The following is a 20,099-nucleotide window of genomic DNA, read 5'->3' on the forward strand; positions in this document are numbered from 1 at the left end:
CTTCGCGGCCGCAATAAATGCGCCGCCGAAGTCCGGCTCCTGCCTCTCACCCTACCCGGTCATCGCCCCGCGCATGTCGTCGAGGATCTGCAGCACCGTCTGCTTGCGGTCGAGATTGTAGCCGATGGAGATGGCGATCTTTTCGGTGAGCGACTGGGAGAGGCTGGCGAGACGGTCGGCGCGGCCGAGATCGCCGGCAAGGGCGGATGCCCTCGCCTCCGCCACGATCCGCCGGCCGGCCAACTCGGTGAAGAACAGGAAGACCGTCTCGGCATCCTTTGCCGAGAGGAGATCGGCAAGCTTGTGCATCTCGCGCCGCGTGGAAGGCCCGGGCTTCAGGATGGTTTCGAGCGCGGCCATGATGTCGAGGCCGCCATAATGGATGAGCTTCAAGGCTTCCGCGACGCTGCCGCCGGCAGCCGCAAGAATGCGGTCGGCGCTCGCGGCCGGAAGCGTCACCTCGAGCGCGGCGAGTGCCGCGGCGAGATCGGCTTCGGCAAGCGGGCGCAGCGGCAGCGGCATGCAGCGCGAGCGGATGGTGGGCAGAAGCTTGCCCGGCGCATGCGAGACCAGCATGAAGAGGACGCGGCGCGGCGGCTCCTCGAGGATTTTCAGGACGGCATTGGCCGCGTTGCGGTTCATGTCGTCGGCGGCATCGACGATGACGACGCGCCAGTTGCCGGTGCCCGAGGTCTGGCCAAGGAACTTGCCGGCGCGGCGGATCTCGTCGACCGTGATGGCGCTTTTCAGCCGCCCCGCCTTCTCGTCCAGCGGACGGGTGAGGTGGAGCAGATCATGCGAGGCGCCGGACGCGATCTGGCGCGTCACGGGATGATCGGGATCGGGCGGCGTCAGCATCAGCGGCGCGCGCGCCGGATCGGGGTGGCGCAAGAGATGGTTGGCGAAGCGGAAGGCGAGCGTGGCCTTGCCGATGCCGCGCGGCCCTTCCATCAGCAGTGCATGGTGCATCTTGCCGCCCGCATAGGCTTCCGCGAGGAAGGATTCCGCTTCCCCGTGGCCGAACAGGTTCGGATTGAGCGCCGGCGAAACCGCGCCTTCGAGCAGATCGGGACTGTCTTCGCTCATCGGGTCTTTTCCGGTTCGCGCCGCCGACGGCCGCCGAGCGTGGGCAGGAGCGGCTCGACGATATCGAGGACGCGGGCGGCGAGCGTTTCTACCGGCAGGCCGGCATCCACGACGCGGCAGCGCAAGGGCTCGGCGGCTGCGATATCGAGAAAGGCTTCGCGGCGCTTTTCGTGCGTGTCGATCTCCTCCATCTCGAAGCGATCAAGCTGGCCGCTGACGGGCGAAGACGACTGGTCGGCGGCCGCGGGGGTGCGGGCCCGCTCCAGCCCCTCCGCCGCCGGCAAGTCGAAGATGATGGTGCAGTCCGGCACTACGCCGTTGATGGCGACGCGCTCCAGCGATTCGACGAATGCGGGATCGAGATTGCCGGTGATGCCCTGGTAGACGCGCGAGGAATCCATGAAGCGATCACACAGAACGACCGCGCCGCGCGACAGCGCCGGGCGGATCAGCTGCTCGACATGATCGCTGCGCGCGGCGGCAAAAAGCATGGCCTCGACGCGCACGCCGAACTCCTGCGCCGCACCGGAGAGAACCACATGGCGCACCGCTTCCGCGCCGGGCGAGCCGCCGGGTTCGCGCGTCGTGACCACGTCGTGGCCGCGGGCGCGCAGCGTCTCGGCAAGGCGGCGAAGCTGCGTGGACTTCCCCGCCCCTTCCCCGCCCTCGAACGTGACGAACAAACCCGATCCGTGACCCACTTCGCCTCTCCGACGCACGCTCTTCAAAAAGGTCTTCCTCCCCAAGGGAAACCGGCCTGCGCCGCTGACTCGCTGCCCCGCCGCCGAGCATAACCCGGCTGCGGTGCAGGGTGCATCTTTTCCTTTGGAGAATTTCGATCCTCAGACGGGATCGATATCGCCCTTCGCCCAGGCTTCCTGCGTTTCGGCCATGAAATCGGCAAAACGGCCTTGTTCGATCGCGGTGCGGATGCCCTGCATGAGGTCCTGATAGTAGGCCAGGTTGTTCCAGGTCAGCAGCATGCCGCCCAGCGCCTCGTTGGCGCGGACCAGATGATGCAGATAGGCGCGGGAATAGTCGCGCGCCGCCGGGCAGCTGCTCTCCTCGTCCAGCGGACGCATATCCTCGGCATGGCGGGCATTGCGGATGTTGACGCGGCCGCGGCGGGTAAACGCCAGGCCATGCCGGCCGGAACGCGTCGGCATCACGCAGTCGAACATGTCGATGCCGCGCGCCACGGATTTCAGGAGATCATCCGGCGTGCCGACACCCATCAGGTAACGCGGCTTGTGGGTGGGCAGATGCGGCAGCGTGGTCGAGATCATGTCGAGCATGACATGCTGCGGCTCGCCGACCGCCAGACCGCCGATCGCGTAGCCCTTGAGGTCGAGCGCCGACAGCGCCTCGGCCGACTTGACGCGCAGCGCCGGGATATCGCCGCCCTGCACGATGCCGAACATGGCCTTGCCGGGCTGGTTGCCGAAGGCGACCTTGCAGCGCTCGGCCCAGCGCACCGACATTTCCATGGCGCGCTCGATTTCCTTCGGCTCCGCCGGCAACGCCACGCACTCGTCGAGCTGCATCTGGATATCACTGTCGAGCAGGCCCTGGATCTCGATGGAGCGCTCCGGCGACATGTGGTGCAACGCGCCGTCCACATGGCTCTTGAAGGTGACGCCCTGCTCATCGAGTTTGCGCAGACCGGACAGCGACATGACCTGGAAGCCGCCGCTATCGGTCAGGATCGGATAGGGCCAGCGGATCAGCTCGTGCAGGCCGCCGAGCCGCGCCACGCGCTCCGGACCGGGCCTGAGCATCAGGTGGTAGGTATTGCCGAGGATGACATCGGCGCCGAGATCACGCACCTGATCGAGATACATGGCTTTCACCGTGCCGACCGTGCCGACCGGCATGAAGGCCGGCGTGCGGATCGTGCCGCGCGGCATGGTGATCTCGCCGCGGCGCGCCGCGCCATCGGTGGCGAGAAGGTTGAACTGGAAGGTCTCGGTCATTCAGGTCTTCCGGAAAAGCAGGCTGGAATCGCCGTAGGAATAGAAGCGGTAGCCGGTCTCGATCGCATGGGCATAGGCACCGCGCATCGTCTCAAGACCCGAGAAGGCGGAGACGAGCATGAAGAGCGTCGATTTCGGCAGGTGGAAATTGGTCATCAGAATATCGGCCGTGCGGAAACGGTAGCCCGGCGTGATGAAGATGCCGGTCGCACCCGACCAGGGCATGATCGTGCCATCCTCGGCCGCGGCACTTTCAAGCAGGCGCAGCGAAGTGGTGCCGACAGAAACGATGCGCCCGCCGCGCGCCTTGACGGCATTCAGCGCCGCCGCCGTTTCGGGCGAAACATAGCCGATCTCCTCATGCATGCGATGATCGTCGGTGTCGTCGGCCTTGACCGGCAGGAAGGTGCCGGCGCCGACATGCAGCGTCACGAAATGCCGCTCGACACCGCGCGCCGCCAGCTGCTCGAAAAGATCGGGCGTGAAATGCAGGCCGGCGGTGGGCGCCGCGACGGCGCCCTCCTCGCGGGCATAGATCGTCTGGTAGTCGCGCCGGTCCTCCGCATCCTCCGGGCGCTTGGAGGCGATGTAGGGCGGCAGCGGGATATGGCCGACGGTGGCGATCGCCTCGTCGAGTGCAGGGCCGGAGAGGTCGAAGGCCAGCGTCACCTCGCCCCCCTCGCCCTTTGCCGTCACGGTCGCATCGAGCTGGCCGGCAAGGCAGGTGCTGTCCTGCCCGCCGCCGAAGCGGATGCGGTCGCCGGTCTTGATGCGCTTGCCGGGCTTGGCAAAGGCCTTCCAGGCATTGGCCGCGATGCGCATGTGCAGCGTCGCAGACACCGGCTGTTCGCCGGCTCCGTCCCGAAGACGGAAGCCTTCGAGCTGGGCGGGAATGACGCGGGTGTCGTTGAAGACCAGCGCATCGCCAGGCTGCAGCAGATCCGGCAAGTTGCCGACGGTAAAATCGGCGAGCGTCGGCGCGGCATCGGGGCGCACGACGAGGAGACGAGCGCTCTCACGCGGATTGGCGGGACGCAACGCGATGCGCTCTTCCGGCAGATCGAAATCGAAGAGGTCGACGCGCATCAGGTCACCCGGATCAGGACGGCGCCGGCAATCAAGAGCAGCGCGCCGGCGATGCGGCCAAGGCTGATTTCGCGCACGGCTATTCCAAGCAGGCCGATGCGATCGACGATGATGCCGGCGATCAGCTGGCCGGTGACGGCAAAGGCCATGACGGCGGCGGCGCCGATGCGGGGCGTCAGCAGGATCGCAGTCGTCACATAGACCGTACCGAGCAGGCCGCCGGCAACGAACAGCCAGGGCTGCGGCACGGAGAAGGCCGGCCAGCGCCCCTCGACCTGCGCGGAGACGGCGGTCGCGATGCCGAGCGCGATCGCGCCGGCCAGAAACGAGACGCAGGCGGCCGCAAACGGCATGCCGAGACCGCGGGCAAGGGCCGCGTTGACGGGGGCCTGGATGGTGATGCAGGCACCGGCGATGATGGCGAGAAGCGCCGAAAAGAAGACGGCCATCGTCCAATCCTTCGGGAAACGGCGAACGCCGCGCCCCCAAGGGTCGACATCCGATCCTGTCAGGACTGGATATCGAACCCGCGAGGGACGCGGCGCCGCTCTGAAACGTAGGCGTCGTCTATCAGGCCGCGAGGTCGGCGGCAACCTTCATGGAGACGATGGTGTCGGGATCCTTGACGGGTTCGCCGCGCTTGATCTTGTCGATCACTTCCATGCCCTCGATGACCTGGCCCCAGACGGAATACTGCTTGTTAAGCCAGGGCGCATCCGTGAAGCAGATGAAGAACTGCGAGTTGGCCGAGTTCGGGTTCTGCGAGCGGGCCATGGAGCAGGTGCCGCGAATGTGCGGCGTTGCGGAGAATTCGGCCTTGAGGTCCGGCTTATCCGAACCGCCCATGCCGGCACGCGACGGATTGAAGGCAGCGCCCCCCGTCTTGCCGTACTGCACGTCGCCCGTCTGGGCCATGAAGTCCTCGATGACGCGGTGGAAAACCACGCCGTCATAGGCGCCTTCGCGCGACAGTTCCTTGATGCGGCCCACGTGACCGGGTGCGAGGTCGGGGAACAGCTGAATGACCACCTGGCCCTTCGTCGTTTCCATGATGATGGTGTTTTCCGGATCCTTGATCTCGGCCATGGCCTGTCTCCTTCTATAGTCTCTGAGATGTGCTCGGAGGTTGGCGGGCGAGGAAACCTCGCCCGGATGGACCGCAGTCTCCGTTCCTGTCCCCGGAACGGTGCGGCCTTGCGAAATGGTCTCGGCGCTTAGCGGCCGACGGTGACCTTCACCATGCGGTCGGGATCGGTGACTTCGCCGTTGCCGCCGTCGCCGCGCTTGATCTTGTCGACATTTTCCATGCCTTCGACGACCTTGCCGACCACCGTGTACTGGCCATTCAGGAAATCGCCGGGCGCGAACATGATGAAGAACTGCGAGTTGGCCGAGTTCGGATCCTGCGACCGGGCCATGCCGACCGTGCCGCGCTCGAAGGGTACGTCGGAGAATTCGGCCGGAAGATCCGGACGCGAGGAACCGCCCGTACCGGCAGAACCGGCGTCGTAATTGGTGCCGATCTTGCCATGCGCAACGTCGCCGGTCTGGGCCATGAAGCCATCGATGACGCGGTGGAAGGCGACATTGTCATACTCGCCGGCAGCAGCCAGCGCCTTGATCTGCGCGACATGCTTCGGCGCGATATCCGGACGAAGCTCGATGACAACAGGGCCGTCCTTCAGCTGGATCGTCAGATACTCCTTGGCCTGCGCATAGGCCGAACCGGCCAGGCAGGCGACAGCGACGAAAGCAACGGCGGCACGTTTGAAGAACATGAAAACGATCTCCGGATCTGGGCGCTTTTAGCGCCGGTAATGGTTGATGAGCGCCTCGTGGACGACGGGTGGCACGAAGGTGCTGACGTCGCCGCCCATGGCCGCGATCTGGCGGACCAATGTGGCGGTAATGGGCCTGACGGCGGTGCCGGCCGGCAGGAACACCGTCTGGATATCGGGCGCCATGGCCCGGTTCATGCCCGCCATCTGCATCTCGTAGTCAAGGTCCGTGCCATCGCGCAGGCCCCGGATGAGGAGTGTCGCGCCATGGTCGCGCGCCGCATCGACCGCCAGCCTGTCGAAGGCGACCACGGTGACGGCGGAGATATCGGTGACGGCAGAAAGAGCCTGGCGGATCAGCGCGGCGCGGGCCTCGAAGGAGAAGAGCGGCGTCTTGCCGGGATGAACGCCAATCCCGACGACGAGGCGGCTGGCGATCGCCAGCGCCTGCTGCAGCACGTCGAGATGGCCGTTCGTCATCGGATCGAAGGAGCCGGGATAGAAGGCTGTCGTCATTCCCGTCCGCTCTCCTGTCCCGCGTTTCGGATGGCAGCCTTTTGTCACGGACGGGCGCGCGCCGCAAGTCGAGGCCGCCACCTGCGACAGCCTTTCCCGGCTTGTTCCCCGCGAAACAGCCTGGCTCTCACCTGAATGTCATATGAAGAGCCAGTTCACGCCGGCGTCACATCAGGTTTGCTAGCGTTTCACAAGAAGAGTTGGAACTATTTCTCGATCTCGCCCGTTAATGGCACGAAAGAAAGGATGACGACCATGCTGATAGCGCTTCTTTCGATGGGAATGTTCTTTGCCATGCTGTTCGCCACCTTGCGCGCGCTGAAGGCGGAGGGCGAAAACGAAATGTCTCACCGGTTGCTGTCCGACCGCTGACACCAGGAGAACACCGATGGCTGCAGCAATGATGCTTGCGTCAGCAGTGATTAGTATCGTGTTCCTGTTCGACTTTACCCGTACGCTCGCCGAACTCCACCGCGAACGCCAGGCGCTCATTCGTGAACGCCAGAGCACCAAGGGTTTCAGCGTTTGAACCTGTTTCTATCGGTGAGGACCTAAAGTAGCCCCAATTGGGGCGAAGGTTCCTCCCCGACATCGTGAGTTTACTGAAAGCCGAAGCTTCTCACACCTCCTCCAGTCGGAAGCTTCACCCGGAGACGCCACCGCCAAGGCTTCCCGGGCAAAATGGAAAGCCGGACGGTTCCCTGCCCGTCCGGCTTTTTCTTTGCGCGGTGTCCACGCTTTTCGCTCCGTGTCCACACGCTCGCGGTATTCGCAGCGTTCCACCACCGCGTCATCCTCGGATCGAGCCCTAGATGACGCTGGGAACGCAGTACGGCCTGGGGCGAGATCAGAGGCCTTGGTCGACGACCAACGCCCCCTCACCCGCCGACATCACTCTTCGACCGAGCCTTCAGCGGCGTCACCTGCCGGCGCATCCGTCGCAACCACGGCCTCGCCCTCGATCGTCTCGACAGCCTCGCCCTCATCCTCGTCCGCCGGCTCGCTGATGCGCTCGACGGAGACGACCTTCTCGTCCTTGGCGGTGGAGAAAATGGTCACGCCCTTGGTGGCGCGGCTGGCGATGCGGATGCCGGCGACGGGGACGCGGATCAGCTGGCCGCCATCGGAGACGAGCATGATCTGATCCTTGTCCTCGATCGGGAAGGCGGCGACGAGAACGCCGATTTCACCGGTCTTGGCCGTGTCGGTGGCGCGGATGCCCTTGCCGCCGCGGCCCGACGTGCGGAAGTCGTACGAAGACGAGCGCTTGCCGAAGCCCTTCTCGGAGACGGTGAGCACGAATTGTTCGCGCGCCTTCAGCTCCTCGTAGCGTTCGTCGGACAGCTGGCCTTCCTCGACCACCTCTTCGCCGACAAGCGCGATTTCTTCCTCATCCACACCGGCGGCGCGACGCTCCAGCGCCGAGCGCTTGAGATAGGCCGCACGCTCCCAGGGTTCGGCATCCACATGGCCGACGATGGTCATGGAGATGATGCTGTCCGCATCGGCGAGCGAAATACCGCGCACGCCGATCGAGTTGCGGCCGGCAAAGACGCGGACCTCGTCGACCGGGAAGCGGATCGCCTGGCCGAGCGCGGTGGTGAGCAACACGTCGTCGCGGTCCGTGCAGGTCTCGACGGAGAGGATTTCGTCGCCCTCCTCCTCGAGCTTCATGGCGATCTTGCCGTTGCGGTTGACCTGAACGAAGTCCGACAGCTTGTTGCGGCGCACCGTGCCGCGCGTCGTGGCGAACATGACGTCGAGGTTTTCCCACGTTGTCTCGTCTTCCGGCAGTGGCATGATGGTGGTGATGCGCTCGCCGGCTTCCAGCGGCAGCATGTTGATCAGCGCCTTGCCGCGCGACTGCGGCGTGCCGATCGGCAGGCGCCAGACCTTTTCCTTGTAGACGATGCCGCGTGAGGAGAAGAACAGCACGGGCGTGTGGGTGCTGGCGACGAAGAGGCGCGTGACGAAATCCTCGTCGCGCGTCGCCATGCCGGAGCGGCCCTTGCCGCCGCGCCGCTGGGCGCGATAGGTCGTGAGCGGCACGCGCTTGATGTAGCCGAGGTGGGAAACGGTGACGACCATGTCCTCGCGGGCAATCAGGTCCTCGTCTTCCATGTCGGGACCGCCCTCGACGATCTCCGAGCGGCGCGGCGTGCCGAACTCGTCGCGGATCGAGGAAAGCTCGTCCTTGACGATCGTCATGATGCGCAGGCGCGAAGAGAGAATGTCGAGGTAATCCTCGATCTCGGTCCCGATCTTGTTCAGCTCGTCGCCGATTTCATCGCGGCCGAGCGCCGTCAGGCGGGCAAGGCGCAGTTCGAGGATGGCGCGGGCCTGCTCCTCGGAGAGATTGTAGGTCAGGTCCTCGTTGATCGTGTGGCGCGGATCGTCGATGAGACGGATCAGCGCTTCCACGTCATGGGCCGGCCAGCGGCGTTCCATCAACTGCTCGCGCGCCGTCTGCGGATCCGGGGCGCGGCGGATGAGGTTGATGATCTCGTCGATATTGGCGACCGCGATGGCGAGACCGACCAACACATGGGCGCGGTCGCGCGCCTTGCGCAGCAGGAACTTGGTGCGGCGGCTGACGACATCCTCGCGGAAGGCAACGAAGGCCTTGAGCATGTCGATCAGCGTCATCTGCTCCGGCTTGCCGCCGTTCAGCGCCACCATGTTGCAGCCGAACGAGGTCTGCAGCGGCGTGTAACGATAGAGCTGGTTGAGGATGACGTCGGCATTGGCATCGCGCTTCAGCTCGATGACGACGCGGTAGCCCTGCCGGTCGCTTTCGTCGCGCAGGTCGGAAATGCCCTCGATGCGCTTTTCGCGCACCAGTTCGGCCATCTTCTCGATCATCGTCGCCTTGTTCACCTGATAGGGAACTTCAGTGATGATGATCTGCTCGCGATCGTTGCGCATCGGCTCGACATGGGCGCGTCCGCGCATGATGACGGAGCCGCGGCCGGTCTCGTAGGCCTGGCGGATGCCGGAGCGGCCCATGATCAGCGCGCCGGTCGGGAAGTCCGGGCCCGGAATGATCTGCATCAGTTCGGGAAGTTCAAGGCCGGGATTGTCGATGAGCGCGATGCAGCCGTTGATGACCTCGACGAGGTTGTGCGGCGGAATGTTCGTCGCCATGCCGACCGCAATGCCGCCCGCGCCATTGACGAGCAGGTTCGGGAACTTGGCGGGAACGACGACGGGCTCGGAGAGCGTGCCGTCATAGTTGTCGCGGAAATCGACCGTTTCCTTGTCGAGATCGTCGAGAAGCGCATGCGCTGCCTTCTGCAGACGGCACTCGGTGTAGCGTTCGGCCGCCGGCGGATCGCCGTCGATGGAGCCGAAATTGCCCTGCCCGTCGATGAGCGGCAGGCGCAGCGACCAGTCCTGCGCCATGCGCGCCAGCGCGTCATAGATGGCGAGGTTGCCGTGCGGGTGATACTTACCCATCACGTCCCCGGTGACGCGGGCGCACTTGACGTATTTCTTGTTCCAGTCGATGCCGAGTTCGGACATGCCGTAGAGAATGCGCCGGTGCACGGGCTTCAGGCCGTCGCGCACATCCGGCAGCGCGCGCGATACGATCACGCTCATGGCGTAATCGAGATAGGAGCGCTGCATTTCCTCGATGATCGAAATCGGTTCGATGCCGGGGGGCGTCTTACCGCCGCCGGGGGGAGTGAGGTCCGTCAATGTCGTTCACGATCTCTGTTGGAATCAGATGGATTTTTATAGCGGATCGCGCCATGGAGCGCCAATTTCCGCCGTGGTTTTGAACAGTCTTTTGGCCTGTTTAGCGGCAAATGCACCGATTTTGCGTCATCTCCCCTGCCCTAGACGCCCAAAGGGGCTGGAAAACCGGCCGGCGAAAGGGAAAGCGCCGGCAATCCCGCCGCCTGCCCGTTTCAATCGCCACCGAAATCAGTCTAGCATGGGCGCGGCGCACGGGGATCGCGCGGGGAAAAACAATGCTCAACACCGACCTTCTGATCAATGCGCTGACCACGCTGCTGGTGACCATCGACCCGCCGGGCATGGCGCCGATCTTCCTCAGCCTCACCGTGGGCATGACCCGCTCGCAGCGCATGCAGGTGGCGCTGCGCGGCACGCTGATCGCGCTCGGCATCCTCGCAGCCTTCGCGCTGTTCGGCGAAAGCATTCTCTCTCTGCTCGGCATTTCCATCGGCGCCTTCCGCATCGCCGGCGGGCTCCTGCTCTTCGTCATCGCCTTCGAAATGATCTTCGAGAAGCGGCAGGAGCGGAAGGAGAAGACCGGCGAGGTGGCGATCACCCGCGACCACATGCACAATATCGCCGTCTTCCCGCTCGCCTTGCCGCTGATCGCCGGCCCCGGCGCGATCTCCGCGACCATCCTGCTCTCCGGCGCCTTCGACGGCGCGGCCGGCCGCGTGCAGCTGCTGCTCGTCATCATCGCAAGCCTCGCCATCCTGCTCGCATCCATGGCGGTCGCCGACCGGCTGGACCGGTTCCTCGGCGTGACGGGACGGGCGATCCTGACGCGGCTTCTCGGCGTGATCCTCGCCGCCCTCGCCGCCCAGTTCGTGGTGGATGGCGTGCGGGCGTCCTTCACGACCTATGCGGGGCCGTGAACGGCGGCGTCACATCCGGCCGGTCGCCCTTGCCCGGGCATGCCAGGAGAGGGCCTCCTCCAGAATGTGCGGGGTGTGGCCGCCGCGCTCGCGATTGGCGCGTGTCACATAATCGGCCAGCGCCGGGCGGAAGGCGGGATCGGCGCAGGCCGCAATGATGCGCCCTGCCCTTTCCCGCGGCGCGAGACCCCGCAGATCCGCAAGGCCGTGTTCGGTGACGAGGATATCGACATCGTGCTCGGTGTGATCGACATGGCTGACCATGGGCACGACCGAGGAGAGCGCGCCCTTCTTGGCGGTGGAGCGCGCGATGAAGATCGAAAGATAGGCGTTGCGGGCAAAATCGCCGGAGCCGCCAATGCCGTTCATCATCTCAGTTCCGAAGACATGGGTGGAATTCACATTGCCGTAAATGTCGAATTCCAGCGCCGTGTTGATGGCGACGACGCCGAGGCGGCGGATGATCTCCGGGTGGTTGCTGATCTCTTGCGGACGCAGCACCAGCCTGTCGCGGTAGCGATCGAAATCGGCAAAGACGCGCTGCGCCAGCTCCGGCCCGAGCGTCATTGAGGCACCGGAGGCAAAGCGCAGCTTGCCGGCATCCATCAGTTCGAAAGTGCTGTCCTGCAGCACCTCGCTGTACATGACGAGATTGTCGAAGGGACCGGTCTTCAGCCCTGACAGGACCGCATTGGCGATGACGCCGATACCGGCCTGCAGCGGGTTCTGTGTCAGGTCCAGCCGGCCGGCGGCCGTTTCGCTTGCGAAGAAGGCGAGAAGATGCCCGGCGATCGCGCTCGTCTCGGCATCCGGCGCCTCGACGCGGGCGAAGCTGTCGGCCTTGTCGGTGACGACGATGGCGGCGATCTTGTCGGCGGGGATGCGGATCGCGGTGGTCCCGACCCGGCTATCGGCGGTGACGACGGGAATGGGCGTGCGGCTCGGCCGGCGCTCGGGCAGATAGATGTCGTGCAGCCCCTCCAGCGCCGGGCTGTCGCCCATGTTGAGCTCGACGATCACGCGTTTGGCAAGCGTGGCGAAGCTTGCGGAATTGCCGACGGAGGTGGTGGGAACGATGGCGCCGTCGGCCTTGACCGCGACGGCCTCGACGATGGAAATGTCGATGGGCGCAAGCTGGCCGGAGCGCAGCTGCTCGACGGTTTCGGACAGGTGCTGGTCGATGAACATGACCTCGCCGCGATTGATGGCGGCGCGCAGCACGGCATCGGACTGGAAGGGCATGCGGCGGGAAAGAACGCCGGCCTCCGTCAGCCGCCGGTCAATATCGTGGCCGAGCGAGGCGCCGGTCATCAGGGTGATTTTCAGGGGATCGGTGAGCGCGCGGTGCGCAAGCGCCAGCGGCACGGCTTTCGCATCGCCGGCCCGGGTAAAGCCGCTCATGCCGACGACCATGCCGTCCGTGATGAGGCGCGCCGCATCCGCCGCCGTCATCAGCCGCTGCATCAGGGCATCGCTGCCGATCCGCGCCCGGATATCCTCGTGAGACCATGTCATATGCCCGCTCCTTGTTGGTGGCGTGCCTCTCATCCGACGGATCGGCGGCGCGGGCCTTGATCTGGTTCAAGGGGGTGCGATCGGTTTCGTGTCAGCTCCCTTGCCGAACCACCGCGCCGATCACATTGACGAGGATGCGCGACGCCACGATGGCAGACTGGTTGCCGACATCGGCCGGCGGATAGAATTCGACGAGATTGAACCCGGCAATGCGCGCGTGCCGGCCAAGCGCGGCGATGAGATCGATGATCTCGGCGTAGGTCAGGCCACCCGGCGCCTGCGCGACCACGCCTGGCATGACCGAGGGGTCGAGGCTGTCGCAATCGAGCGTGATCACGATGCGGGCGTCTTTCGGCACCTGCGCCACCACCGCGTCGATGCCACTGGTACGAACCGCACGGGCCGGAACGAAGCGGCTGCCATAGGCCAGCGCATCGTCGACATCGGCTGGACGGGCGCTGCCGACCCCGCGCATACCGACCTGAACCATGCCAGCGACGTGCGGCATTTCGCTTGCGCGGCGCATCGGGCTTGAGAAGCCGAAACGCTCGCCGAAGCGTTCCTCCCGCCAGTCGATATGGGCATCGATCTGCACGACGACGATGGGCTCGCCGCCGCTGAAGCCCGACAGGAACGGGATGGTCACCGAGCAGTCGCCGCCCATCAGGATCGGGACCGCCGACGACGACAGGATGGATTGCACGGTCTCTTCGATGCGGAGCCGATTGGCGGCATTGTCATGCGCGGTGGTGTCGATATCGCCGCCATCGATGCAGCAGACCGGCCCATCGCCAAAGAGCGGCCCGCCGAGATCGAAATCGAAATGCCCGATGAAGCCGGCATCCTCCTGGCTGGCGGCACGGATCGCGGCTGCGGCGGCTGCGTGTCCCGCACAGTCCTGCTCCGGATAGGCGGTGGCATGCCGAACGCCGGCAATGACAGCTTTCGGCGCAACACCGCCTTCAGGCACTGTCGGCAGACCGAGAAATGTCTGTTCGGTTGCTTTCATTGCCGGCTACCCCTTTCATGACCTGGCATCCGGTCAGCCGCACCCAGGGTCCCCTCATCCGGATCGCCTTCCGCCGGCCGATCCGTCGCCGTTCGCCAGCCGAGGAGGCGCTGGGCAGCAAACCAGGTGAGGCTCGCCCAGGCAAGGCCGGCGCACCAGCCGCCGATGACGTCGGTCGGGTAGTGAACGCCGAGGAAGATGCGGCTGAGACCGATGATGAGGGTGAGGACGAGGGCGGTGGCCATGAAGAAAAACCGCAGCCGCTTGCGGGTTTCCAGCCGCGACAGGAGCGCGCCCAGCGTGAGGTAGACGATCGCCGAGAGCATGGCGTGGCCGCTCGGAAAGCTGAGGTCGTGGACCTCGACGAGATGCGGGACGAGATCCGGCCGCGGGCGGCCGACGCCGATCTTCAGGAGATTGCTGAGGCCCCATCCACCGACGATCGAAACGACGAGGAAGAGCGCGGTGCGTTCGGCCCGCGCCAGCACCAGATAGAGCGTGACGAGCGTGGTGATGAGGGTCAGCACCGTGACGCCGCCAAGCGCGGTGATGTCGGTCATCACCTTGGTGAGCCAGGCGGGACCGATCAGCACGGAGGGATCGCCCGGCGTGCGCAGCGCCGTGAGGATCGCATCATCCAGCCGGTGCGTCTCGCCCTCTATGATCTCGCGGGCCAGCACCAGGAAGACGAGCACCAGAAGCGAGGCCCCGAGCACCATCGACCACGCGAGAAACTCGCGCCGCCAGGGACGCCGGGCCAGGATGGTGCGGAGGAGTGTCATGCCGTATGGCGCCCTTTTGTTGTGTTCGTTCGGGCGACTATGTGGGGTGGTGGAGGGCAGTGTCGATGGGGTGACGGGAATTTGTGGGGGAACTGGCGGTTTGCCGACGTGTTGGTCGGGTTCTTCCCCGGCACATACGCGGCGATGACTGCAGTCGTGGCATGGATCCTCGGGTCAAGCCCGAGGATGACGGCGGGTGGGGTTGGCGCGCCACCCATTGAGCGGCACCAACCTGCGGAGCGGCCAAAATGACCGTGCGCTCTGCCGCCTCGCAATCAAGCCCGCGCGCGTCCGCAGTGAGAGCTATTATCGGCATCCGCAACGCCCGTCATGCTCGGGCTTGACCCGAGCATCCATGCGGCAAGCGCAGGGCCAGTGGATGGATCCTCGGGTCAAGCCCGAGGATGACGGCGTTTATAGCGTGGCGCCCGCCCGGCAGTGCCGGCAGCCGAATGTCTGGCGAGAGGCTGAGCCGGCATCCGATGCCGCCCCCTTACCCCACGAAGGCGCGTTCGATGACGAATTCGGCGGGTTTGTTGTTGGCGCCCTCGGTAAGGCCGGCTTCCTCGAGGATGGTCTTGGTGTCCTTCAGCATCTCGGTCGAGCCGCAGATCATGCCGCGGTCGATCGAGGGATCGAGCGGGGGGACGCCGAGGTCGGTGAAGAACTTGCCGGAGCGCATGAGGTCGGTGACGCGGCCCTGGAAGGCAAAGGGTTCGCGGGTGACGGTGGCGTAGTGCTTGAGCTTGTCGCCGACGATCTCGGCCAGGAACTCGTGGTTCTTGATCTCCTCCACGAGGTCGAAGCCGTATTTCAGCTCGGCGACTTCGCGGCAGGTGTGGGCGAGAACGACTTCCTCGAACTTCTCATAGGTCTCGGGATCACGGATGAGGCTCGCAAAGGGTGCGATGCCCGTGCCGGTCGAGAACATGTAGAGGCGCTTGCCGGGGGTGAGTGCATCGAGCACCAGCGTGCCGGTCGGCTTCTTGCGCATCAGCACCTTGTCGCCGGGCTGGATCTTCTGGAGATGCGAGGTCAGCGGACCATCCGGCACCTTGATCGAGAAGAATTCGAGCTCTTCGTCCCAGGCGGGGCTGGCGATCGAATAGGCACGGTAGATCGGCTTGCCCTCGACCATCAGGCCGATCATCGCGAATTCGCCGGAGCGGAAGCGGAAGCCTGCCGGGCGTGTCATGCGGAAGCGGAACAGGCGATCGGTATAATGCGCGACCTCGGTCACCGTTTCAACGAAGACGCCGGCCGGCGCGGTTTCGGCAAAATCCTCGGTCTTGGCGGGAGCATTCATCGGATAGGGCGTCCTCAAAATCGTGACGATGGCGGTCAACTATCGCCGCATAAATCAGGCAGGCAGCATTTGGAAGAAATTCCATTCCAAATAACACGCTTTTCGCGCGATGCGGAACGCTTCACGCCGTCGCATGGCCGCGCCAGCCCGGGCGAGGCCTCAACAACCGCAACGGCGCCGCGTCAGGAGACGCGCCGCCAGCTGTAGCCGCCGGCCTTGGTGGCCGGCCGCGCGGTCGGCTGGTAATGGTGATCGATGCCCGGCAGGCGTCCCTCGGCAAGGCGCTGGAGGGCAGTCGCATTGGTGACGGCGAAGCTGTCGATGCCACAGCGCAGCATGTGCGGCACCTGGTCGATCAGCACGTCGCCGACGGCGCGGACTTCGCCCGAATAGCCGAGACGCGCGCGCAGCAGCGAGGCATGGCTGAAGGCGCGGCCGTCATTGAAGGCGGGGAAGGCAAGCGCGACCAGCGCGATGCGGTCGAGATGGGGCGCAAGCGCCGTCACATCGTCGGCCGGCGCGATCAGCACGCCGAGCCCCTCGCCGCCCGCTTCGGCGGCGGCAAGGAAATCGGCAAGCTTGAGGATCGGCCGTTCATTGCCGCCGGCCTTGGTCTCCTCGGTCTCGATAACCCAGGAATCGTCGGCGACGAAGCCGGTTTCGGTCCAGATGCGGGTCGTCATGTCAGATCTCCTCAGGCCGCGGCCTGCGCATTGCCGTAGAGCGCCGTCTTGAAGGGCTGCGGGCCGACGCGCCTGTAGGCGTCGAGGAAGGTTTCGTCCTTAGAGAGGCGAAGGCCGAGATAGGTATCGACGATCGTCTCGACGGCATCCGTCACCTTCTCGGGCTCGAAGCCGCGGCCGATGATCTCGCCGATCGAGGTGTTCTCGTCGGCCGAGCCTCCAAGCGTGATCTGGTAGAGTTCCGCGCCCTTCTTCTCCACACCCAGAAGGCCGATATGGCCGACATGGTGGTGGCCGCAGGCATTGATGCAGCCGGAGATCTTGATCTTCAGCTCGCCGATTTCAGCCTGCCGCTCGGCGCTGCCGAAGCGATTGGAGATATCCTGCGCGACCGTGATCGAGCGGGCATTGGCCAGCGCGCAATAATCAAGGCCCGGACAGGCGATGATATCGGTGATGAGGCCGGCATTGGCGGTGGCGAGCCCCTGGGCGACCAGCGCGCGGTAGACCGCCTCGAGATCGGCGAGCGCCACATGCGGCAGGACGAGGTTCTGCTCGTGGCTGACACGGATTTCGTCAAAGGCGAACTCCTCGGCGATGTCGGCGACGGCCTCCATCTGCACGTCGGTCGCATCGCCCGGAATGCCGCCGATCGGCTTCAGGGAGATGGTGACGCTGCCGTAATCCGGGTGCTTGTGCGGATTGACGTTCTGCTGCACCCAGCGGGCAAACTCGGGATCGGCCTTCTTCCAGGCGGCAAGGCTCGCCCAGCCCTCGGGACGCTCGGTCAAAGCCGGCGGCGCGAAATAGGCGGCGATGGCCTGCACGTCGGCATCGGGGAGCTTGAGTTCGGTGTCCTTGAGGTGAACGAATTCAGCCTCGACCTGGCGCGTCAGTTCCTCGATGCCGGTCTCGTGGACGAGGATCTTGATGCGGGCCTTGTACTTGTTGTCGCGCCGGCCGTGCAGGTTGTACACGCGCATGATGGCGGTGGTGTAGGACAGAAGATCCTCTTCCGGCAGGAAGTCGCGGATCTTCTTGGCAACGAGCGGCGTACGCCCCTGCCCGCCCCCGACATAGACGGCAAAGCCGAGTTCGCCGGCCGCATTCTTCTTCAGGTGCAGGCCGATATCGTGGACCTGAATGGCGGCGCGGTCGCGCTCGGCCCCGGTCACGGCGATCTTGAACTTGCGCGGCAGGAAGGAGAATTCCGGATGGACGGACGACCACTGGCGCAGGATCTCCGCATAGGGCCGGGGATCGGCGACCTCGTCGGCGGCCGCACCGGCGAAGTGATCAGCGGTCACGTTGCGGATGCAGTTGCCCGACGTCTGCAGCGCATGCATCTCGACCGAGGCAAGCTCATCGAGGATGGCAGGCGTGTCGGACAGGCGCGGCCAGTTGTACTGGATGTTCTGGCGCGTGGTGAAATGGCCGTAGCCGCGGTCATATTTGCGCGCGATATGGGCGAGCATGCGCATCTGGCGGCTGGACAGCGTGCCATAGGGGATGGCGACGCGCAGCATGTAGGCATGCAGCTGGAGATAGACGCCGTTCATCAGCCGGAGCGGCTTGAAGGCATCCTCGGCCAGCGCGCCCGACAGGCGGCGCTCGACCTGGTCGCGGAACTGGGCCACGCGGGCGGACACGAAGGCGTGGTCGAACTCGTCATAGCGATACATATCGGCTCTTCCTCAGGCGGTCTTTTCGGCGTGCAGGCCCTTGTAGCCCACCGCATAGTCGATGCTCGGGCCTTCGGCGCGAATGCGTTCGCGAAGACGCAACGGCCTGAGCACGCCATCCACTTCTTCGATCTCGATGACGTTCACGTCAACCACCTTGTTGTCGGAAAAAGCCTTCTTGCCGGCCGATTCGAGCGCCGTGACGGCCTCGGCATGGCGCGCCACGAAGGCGTCCTGCAATGATTCCGTCCACGCGCCGGCAGCATCGAGCCAGACGGAAATGCCATCGGCCAACCGGTTGGCGGTGAGGACCTTGTCGACCATCAGCGGTGTTCTCCAGTCTGCAATATCGAAATGTCGGATGCGATGCGTTCGTAGTCGCCGTCCGCCCGCGCCGCAAGGGGCGAAACGGGCACGACAGGGCGCCCGGCGGCCAGCGGTTCGGCCAGCGGATTAGAATGCGTGAAATTGGCACCCGCCACGGCATCGCCGATGATGACCATGACAGGCCCGGTCAGCTCGTCGCGATGCTCAAGCGCCGGCAGATCGGCAAGCGTGCCGTGCAGCATGCGGCGGTCGGCGCGCCCGGCATTTTCGACCACGGCGACGGTGGTTTCGGCGGACACGCCGATCTCCATCAGCCGTCCCGCGACGGAAGCCGCAACCGAGCGGCCCATATAGACCGCGACGGTCGCGCCGGAGATGGCAAGGCGGGCCCAGTCCGGCAGGATATCGCCCTTGAGGTCGTGGCCGGTGGTGAAGACGAGCGAAGACGAGACGCCGCGCAGCGTCGCCGGCAGCTCGAAGTCGGCCGCCGCCGCAAGCGCAGAGGTGACGCCCGGAACGATCTCGTAGGCAATGCCGGCCTCGCGCAGCGCCGCCATTTCCTCACCTGCCCGGCCGAAGACGAGCGGATCGCCGGCCTTCAGCCGCACGACGCGCTTGCCCTCGCGCCCGAGCGTGACGAGCAGCTGGTTGATCTCGCTCTGCGGCTTGGAATGGCAGCCCTTGCGCTTGCCGACCGAAATGCGCTCGGCATCGCGCCGGCCGAGATCGACCACGGCCTGCGGCACCAGCGCATCGAAGAGAATGACATCGGCTTCCATGAGAAGCCGCTGGGCGCGCAGCGTCAAAAGGTCTTCCGCCCCCGGACCGGCGCCGACCAGGAAGACGCGGCCCTCGGACGGGCCGGACGCCTTCAGCATGCGGGTCGCGGTGCGGCGCGCAGTGGAGAGATCGCCGGAAGCGACCGCTTCCGCCACATCACCGGTGAAGAAGCGCTTCCAGTAGCCGCGCCGCGCATTGCCCTTGGGCAGCAGCACCTCGACGGCGCGGCGGTAGGTCTGCGCAAGCTGCGCCAGACGGCCAAGCGACGGCGGCAGGATCTGGTCGATGCGGGCGCGGATCATCTGGGCGAGAACCGGCCCGGCGCCTTCCGTGCCGATGGCGACGGCGACGGGCGCGCGGTTGACGAGCGCGGGCGTCAGGAAATCGCACCAGTCCGGCTGGTCCACCGCATTGGCGGGAATGCCGGCGGCGCGCGCCGTGCGCACGATTTCACGGTCAAAGGCAGCATCGCCGGTGGCGGCGAAGACGAGCGTTGCGCCATCGACCTGCGTGGCGTCGAAAGGGGCGCGGACCGTCTCGATGCCCCGTTCGGCGAGCAGCGCGGCGTAATTGGCCTCCGGCTGATTCGCGAAGGCAACGATATGCGCCTGCGTGTTGAGGAGCAGCCGCACTTTCGCAAACGCCTCGTCGCCATTGCCGAACACCGCGACACGCTTGTCCGCGACACGGAAAAAGGCTGGAAAAACGGTAAGGCGGTCAGTCATGGGCAGAGAAAGGCGATCCTGATCGGGGTGGCAGGAATATCCTTCATCCCGACGGCGAAATGAAGGTACGGAAATGCGATTGCGGCTCCTTTGACAACTTCTTTTACCAGAAGCCATGGCCAGGGGGAAAAACGCTCCCCGGCGCCGCTGCCGCGTGGCGCACCCAAACTTGCGGTGCATTCCGGTTTCCGGCCGTTGCAAGAGCGCGCGACGGCCCGCTAAATGGTGCCGGGAA

20 protein-coding genes are annotated in these 20,099 nt (G+C 65.4%); 3 read left to right on the top strand and 17 right to left on the bottom strand.

The genetic code is table 11. The annotated features are described in order from the left end of the window. Window positions 1–51: 51 nt before the first annotated feature. From ACED18_RS03265 to coaD, 8 genes are all read right to left on the bottom strand, one after another. Complete coding sequence (locus tag ACED18_RS03265; RefSeq protein ID WP_377288948.1) at window positions 52–1,086, bottom strand: DNA polymerase III subunit delta'; 1,035 nt, start codon at window positions 1,084–1,086, stop codon at window positions 52–54. Next, on the bottom strand, window positions 1,083–1,787 hold the full coding sequence (gene tmk / locus ACED18_RS03270; protein ID WP_377288950.1) for a dTMP kinase: 705 nt from the start codon (window positions 1,785–1,787) through the stop codon (window positions 1,083–1,085). The genes ACED18_RS03265 and tmk overlap by 4 nt, the downstream gene beginning before the upstream one ends. Window positions 1,788–1,928: 141 nt before the next feature. After that, window positions 1,929–3,059, bottom strand: coding sequence for a tRNA guanosine(34) transglycosylase Tgt (gene tgt, locus ACED18_RS03275; RefSeq protein ID WP_377288952.1), 1,131 nt, complete (start codon window positions 3,057–3,059; stop codon window positions 1,929–1,931). Continuing rightward, on the bottom strand, window positions 3,060–4,145 hold the full coding sequence (gene queA / locus ACED18_RS03280) for a tRNA preQ1(34) S-adenosylmethionine ribosyltransferase-isomerase QueA (RefSeq protein WP_377288954.1): 1,086 nt from the start codon (window positions 4,143–4,145) through the stop codon (window positions 3,060–3,062). After that, a complete protein-coding gene (locus ACED18_RS03285; protein ID WP_377288956.1) occupies window positions 4,145–4,594 on the bottom strand; it encodes a DMT family transporter in 450 nt (149 codons plus the stop codon). Before ACED18_RS03285 ends, queA begins: the two co-directional genes overlap by 1 nt. Window positions 4,595–4,715: 121 nt before the next feature. After that, window positions 4,716–5,231, bottom strand: coding sequence for a peptidylprolyl isomerase (locus ACED18_RS03290; RefSeq protein WP_377288958.1), 516 nt, complete (start codon window positions 5,229–5,231; stop codon window positions 4,716–4,718). A gap of 128 nt (window positions 5,232–5,359) precedes the next feature. Beyond that, window positions 5,360–5,923 carry a peptidylprolyl isomerase gene (locus ACED18_RS03295; RefSeq protein ID WP_377288960.1) on the bottom strand — a complete coding sequence of 188 codons (564 nt, stop codon included), beginning with the start codon at window positions 5,921–5,923 and terminating at the stop codon, window positions 5,360–5,362. A 27-nt stretch (window positions 5,924–5,950) separates the two neighbouring features. Next, a complete protein-coding gene (coaD, locus tag ACED18_RS03300; protein ID WP_377288962.1) occupies window positions 5,951–6,439 on the bottom strand; it encodes a pantetheine-phosphate adenylyltransferase in 489 nt (162 codons plus the stop codon). A 246-nt stretch (window positions 6,440–6,685) separates the two neighbouring features. Here coaD and ACED18_RS03305 point away from each other — a divergent pair, with 246 nt between their 5' ends. Both ACED18_RS03305 and ACED18_RS03310 read left to right on the top strand, forming a co-directional pair. Continuing rightward, window positions 6,686–6,811 carry a hypothetical protein gene (locus ACED18_RS03305; RefSeq protein WP_377288965.1) on the top strand — a complete coding sequence of 42 codons (126 nt, stop codon included), beginning with the start codon at window positions 6,686–6,688 and terminating at the stop codon, window positions 6,809–6,811. Window positions 6,812–6,827: 16 nt separating this feature from the next. Beyond that, a complete protein-coding gene (locus tag ACED18_RS03310; protein ID WP_377288967.1) occupies window positions 6,828–6,968 on the top strand; it encodes a hypothetical protein in 141 nt (46 codons plus the stop codon). A gap of 362 nt (window positions 6,969–7,330) precedes the next feature. On the opposite strand, the gene gyrA is transcribed toward ACED18_RS03310, so the two are convergent. Next, the gene (gene gyrA / locus ACED18_RS03315; protein WP_377288969.1) at window positions 7,331–10,138 is read right to left on the bottom strand and encodes a DNA gyrase subunit A; all 2,808 of its coding nucleotides are present in this window, start codon (window positions 10,136–10,138) and stop codon (window positions 7,331–7,333) included. A gap of 275 nt (window positions 10,139–10,413) precedes the next feature. Here gyrA and ACED18_RS03320 point away from each other — a divergent pair, with 275 nt between their 5' ends. Further along, complete coding sequence (locus tag ACED18_RS03320; RefSeq protein ID WP_377288971.1) at window positions 10,414–11,055, top strand: MarC family protein; 642 nt, start codon at window positions 10,414–10,416, stop codon at window positions 11,053–11,055. 9 nt (window positions 11,056–11,064) lie between these two features. Here the strand turns inward: ACED18_RS03320 and ACED18_RS03325 are convergent, their stop codons facing one another. The 8 genes from ACED18_RS03325 to cysG form a co-directional block, all read right to left on the bottom strand. Further along, on the bottom strand, window positions 11,065–12,570 hold the full coding sequence (locus tag ACED18_RS03325; RefSeq protein WP_377288973.1) for a succinate CoA transferase: 1,506 nt from the start codon (window positions 12,568–12,570) through the stop codon (window positions 11,065–11,067). A 91-nt stretch (window positions 12,571–12,661) separates the two neighbouring features. After that, window positions 12,662–13,579: an arginase family protein gene (locus ACED18_RS03330; RefSeq protein WP_377288975.1), complete on the bottom strand. Its 918-nt coding sequence runs from the start codon at window positions 13,577–13,579 to the stop codon at window positions 12,662–12,664. Then, on the bottom strand, window positions 13,576–14,361 hold the full coding sequence (locus ACED18_RS03335; RefSeq protein WP_377288977.1) for a phosphatase PAP2 family protein: 786 nt from the start codon (window positions 14,359–14,361) through the stop codon (window positions 13,576–13,578). The genes ACED18_RS03330 and ACED18_RS03335 overlap by 4 nt, the downstream gene beginning before the upstream one ends. 493 nt (window positions 14,362–14,854) lie before the next feature. Next, complete coding sequence (locus ACED18_RS03340; RefSeq protein WP_377288979.1) at window positions 14,855–15,667, bottom strand: ferredoxin--NADP reductase; 813 nt, start codon at window positions 15,665–15,667, stop codon at window positions 14,855–14,857. A gap of 182 nt (window positions 15,668–15,849) precedes the next feature. Further along, complete coding sequence (locus tag ACED18_RS03345; protein WP_377288981.1) at window positions 15,850–16,350, bottom strand: DUF934 domain-containing protein; 501 nt, start codon at window positions 16,348–16,350, stop codon at window positions 15,850–15,852. A gap of 11 nt (window positions 16,351–16,361) precedes the next feature. After that, window positions 16,362–18,032: a nitrite/sulfite reductase gene (locus ACED18_RS03350; RefSeq protein ID WP_377288983.1), complete on the bottom strand. Its 1,671-nt coding sequence runs from the start codon at window positions 18,030–18,032 to the stop codon at window positions 16,362–16,364. A gap of 12 nt (window positions 18,033–18,044) precedes the next feature. Then, window positions 18,045–18,356: a DUF2849 domain-containing protein gene (locus tag ACED18_RS03355; RefSeq protein WP_377288985.1), complete on the bottom strand. Its 312-nt coding sequence runs from the start codon at window positions 18,354–18,356 to the stop codon at window positions 18,045–18,047. Further along, complete coding sequence (cysG, locus tag ACED18_RS03360) at window positions 18,356–19,864, bottom strand: siroheme synthase CysG (protein ID WP_377288987.1); 1,509 nt, start codon at window positions 19,862–19,864, stop codon at window positions 18,356–18,358. Before cysG ends, ACED18_RS03355 begins: the two co-directional genes overlap by 1 nt. Between the last annotated feature and the right edge of the window lie 235 nt (window positions 19,865–20,099).

The organism is Rhizobium sp. SG2393, from assembly GCF_042610495.1.
Taxonomy (GTDB): Bacteria; Pseudomonadota; Alphaproteobacteria; order Rhizobiales; family Rhizobiaceae; genus RU20A.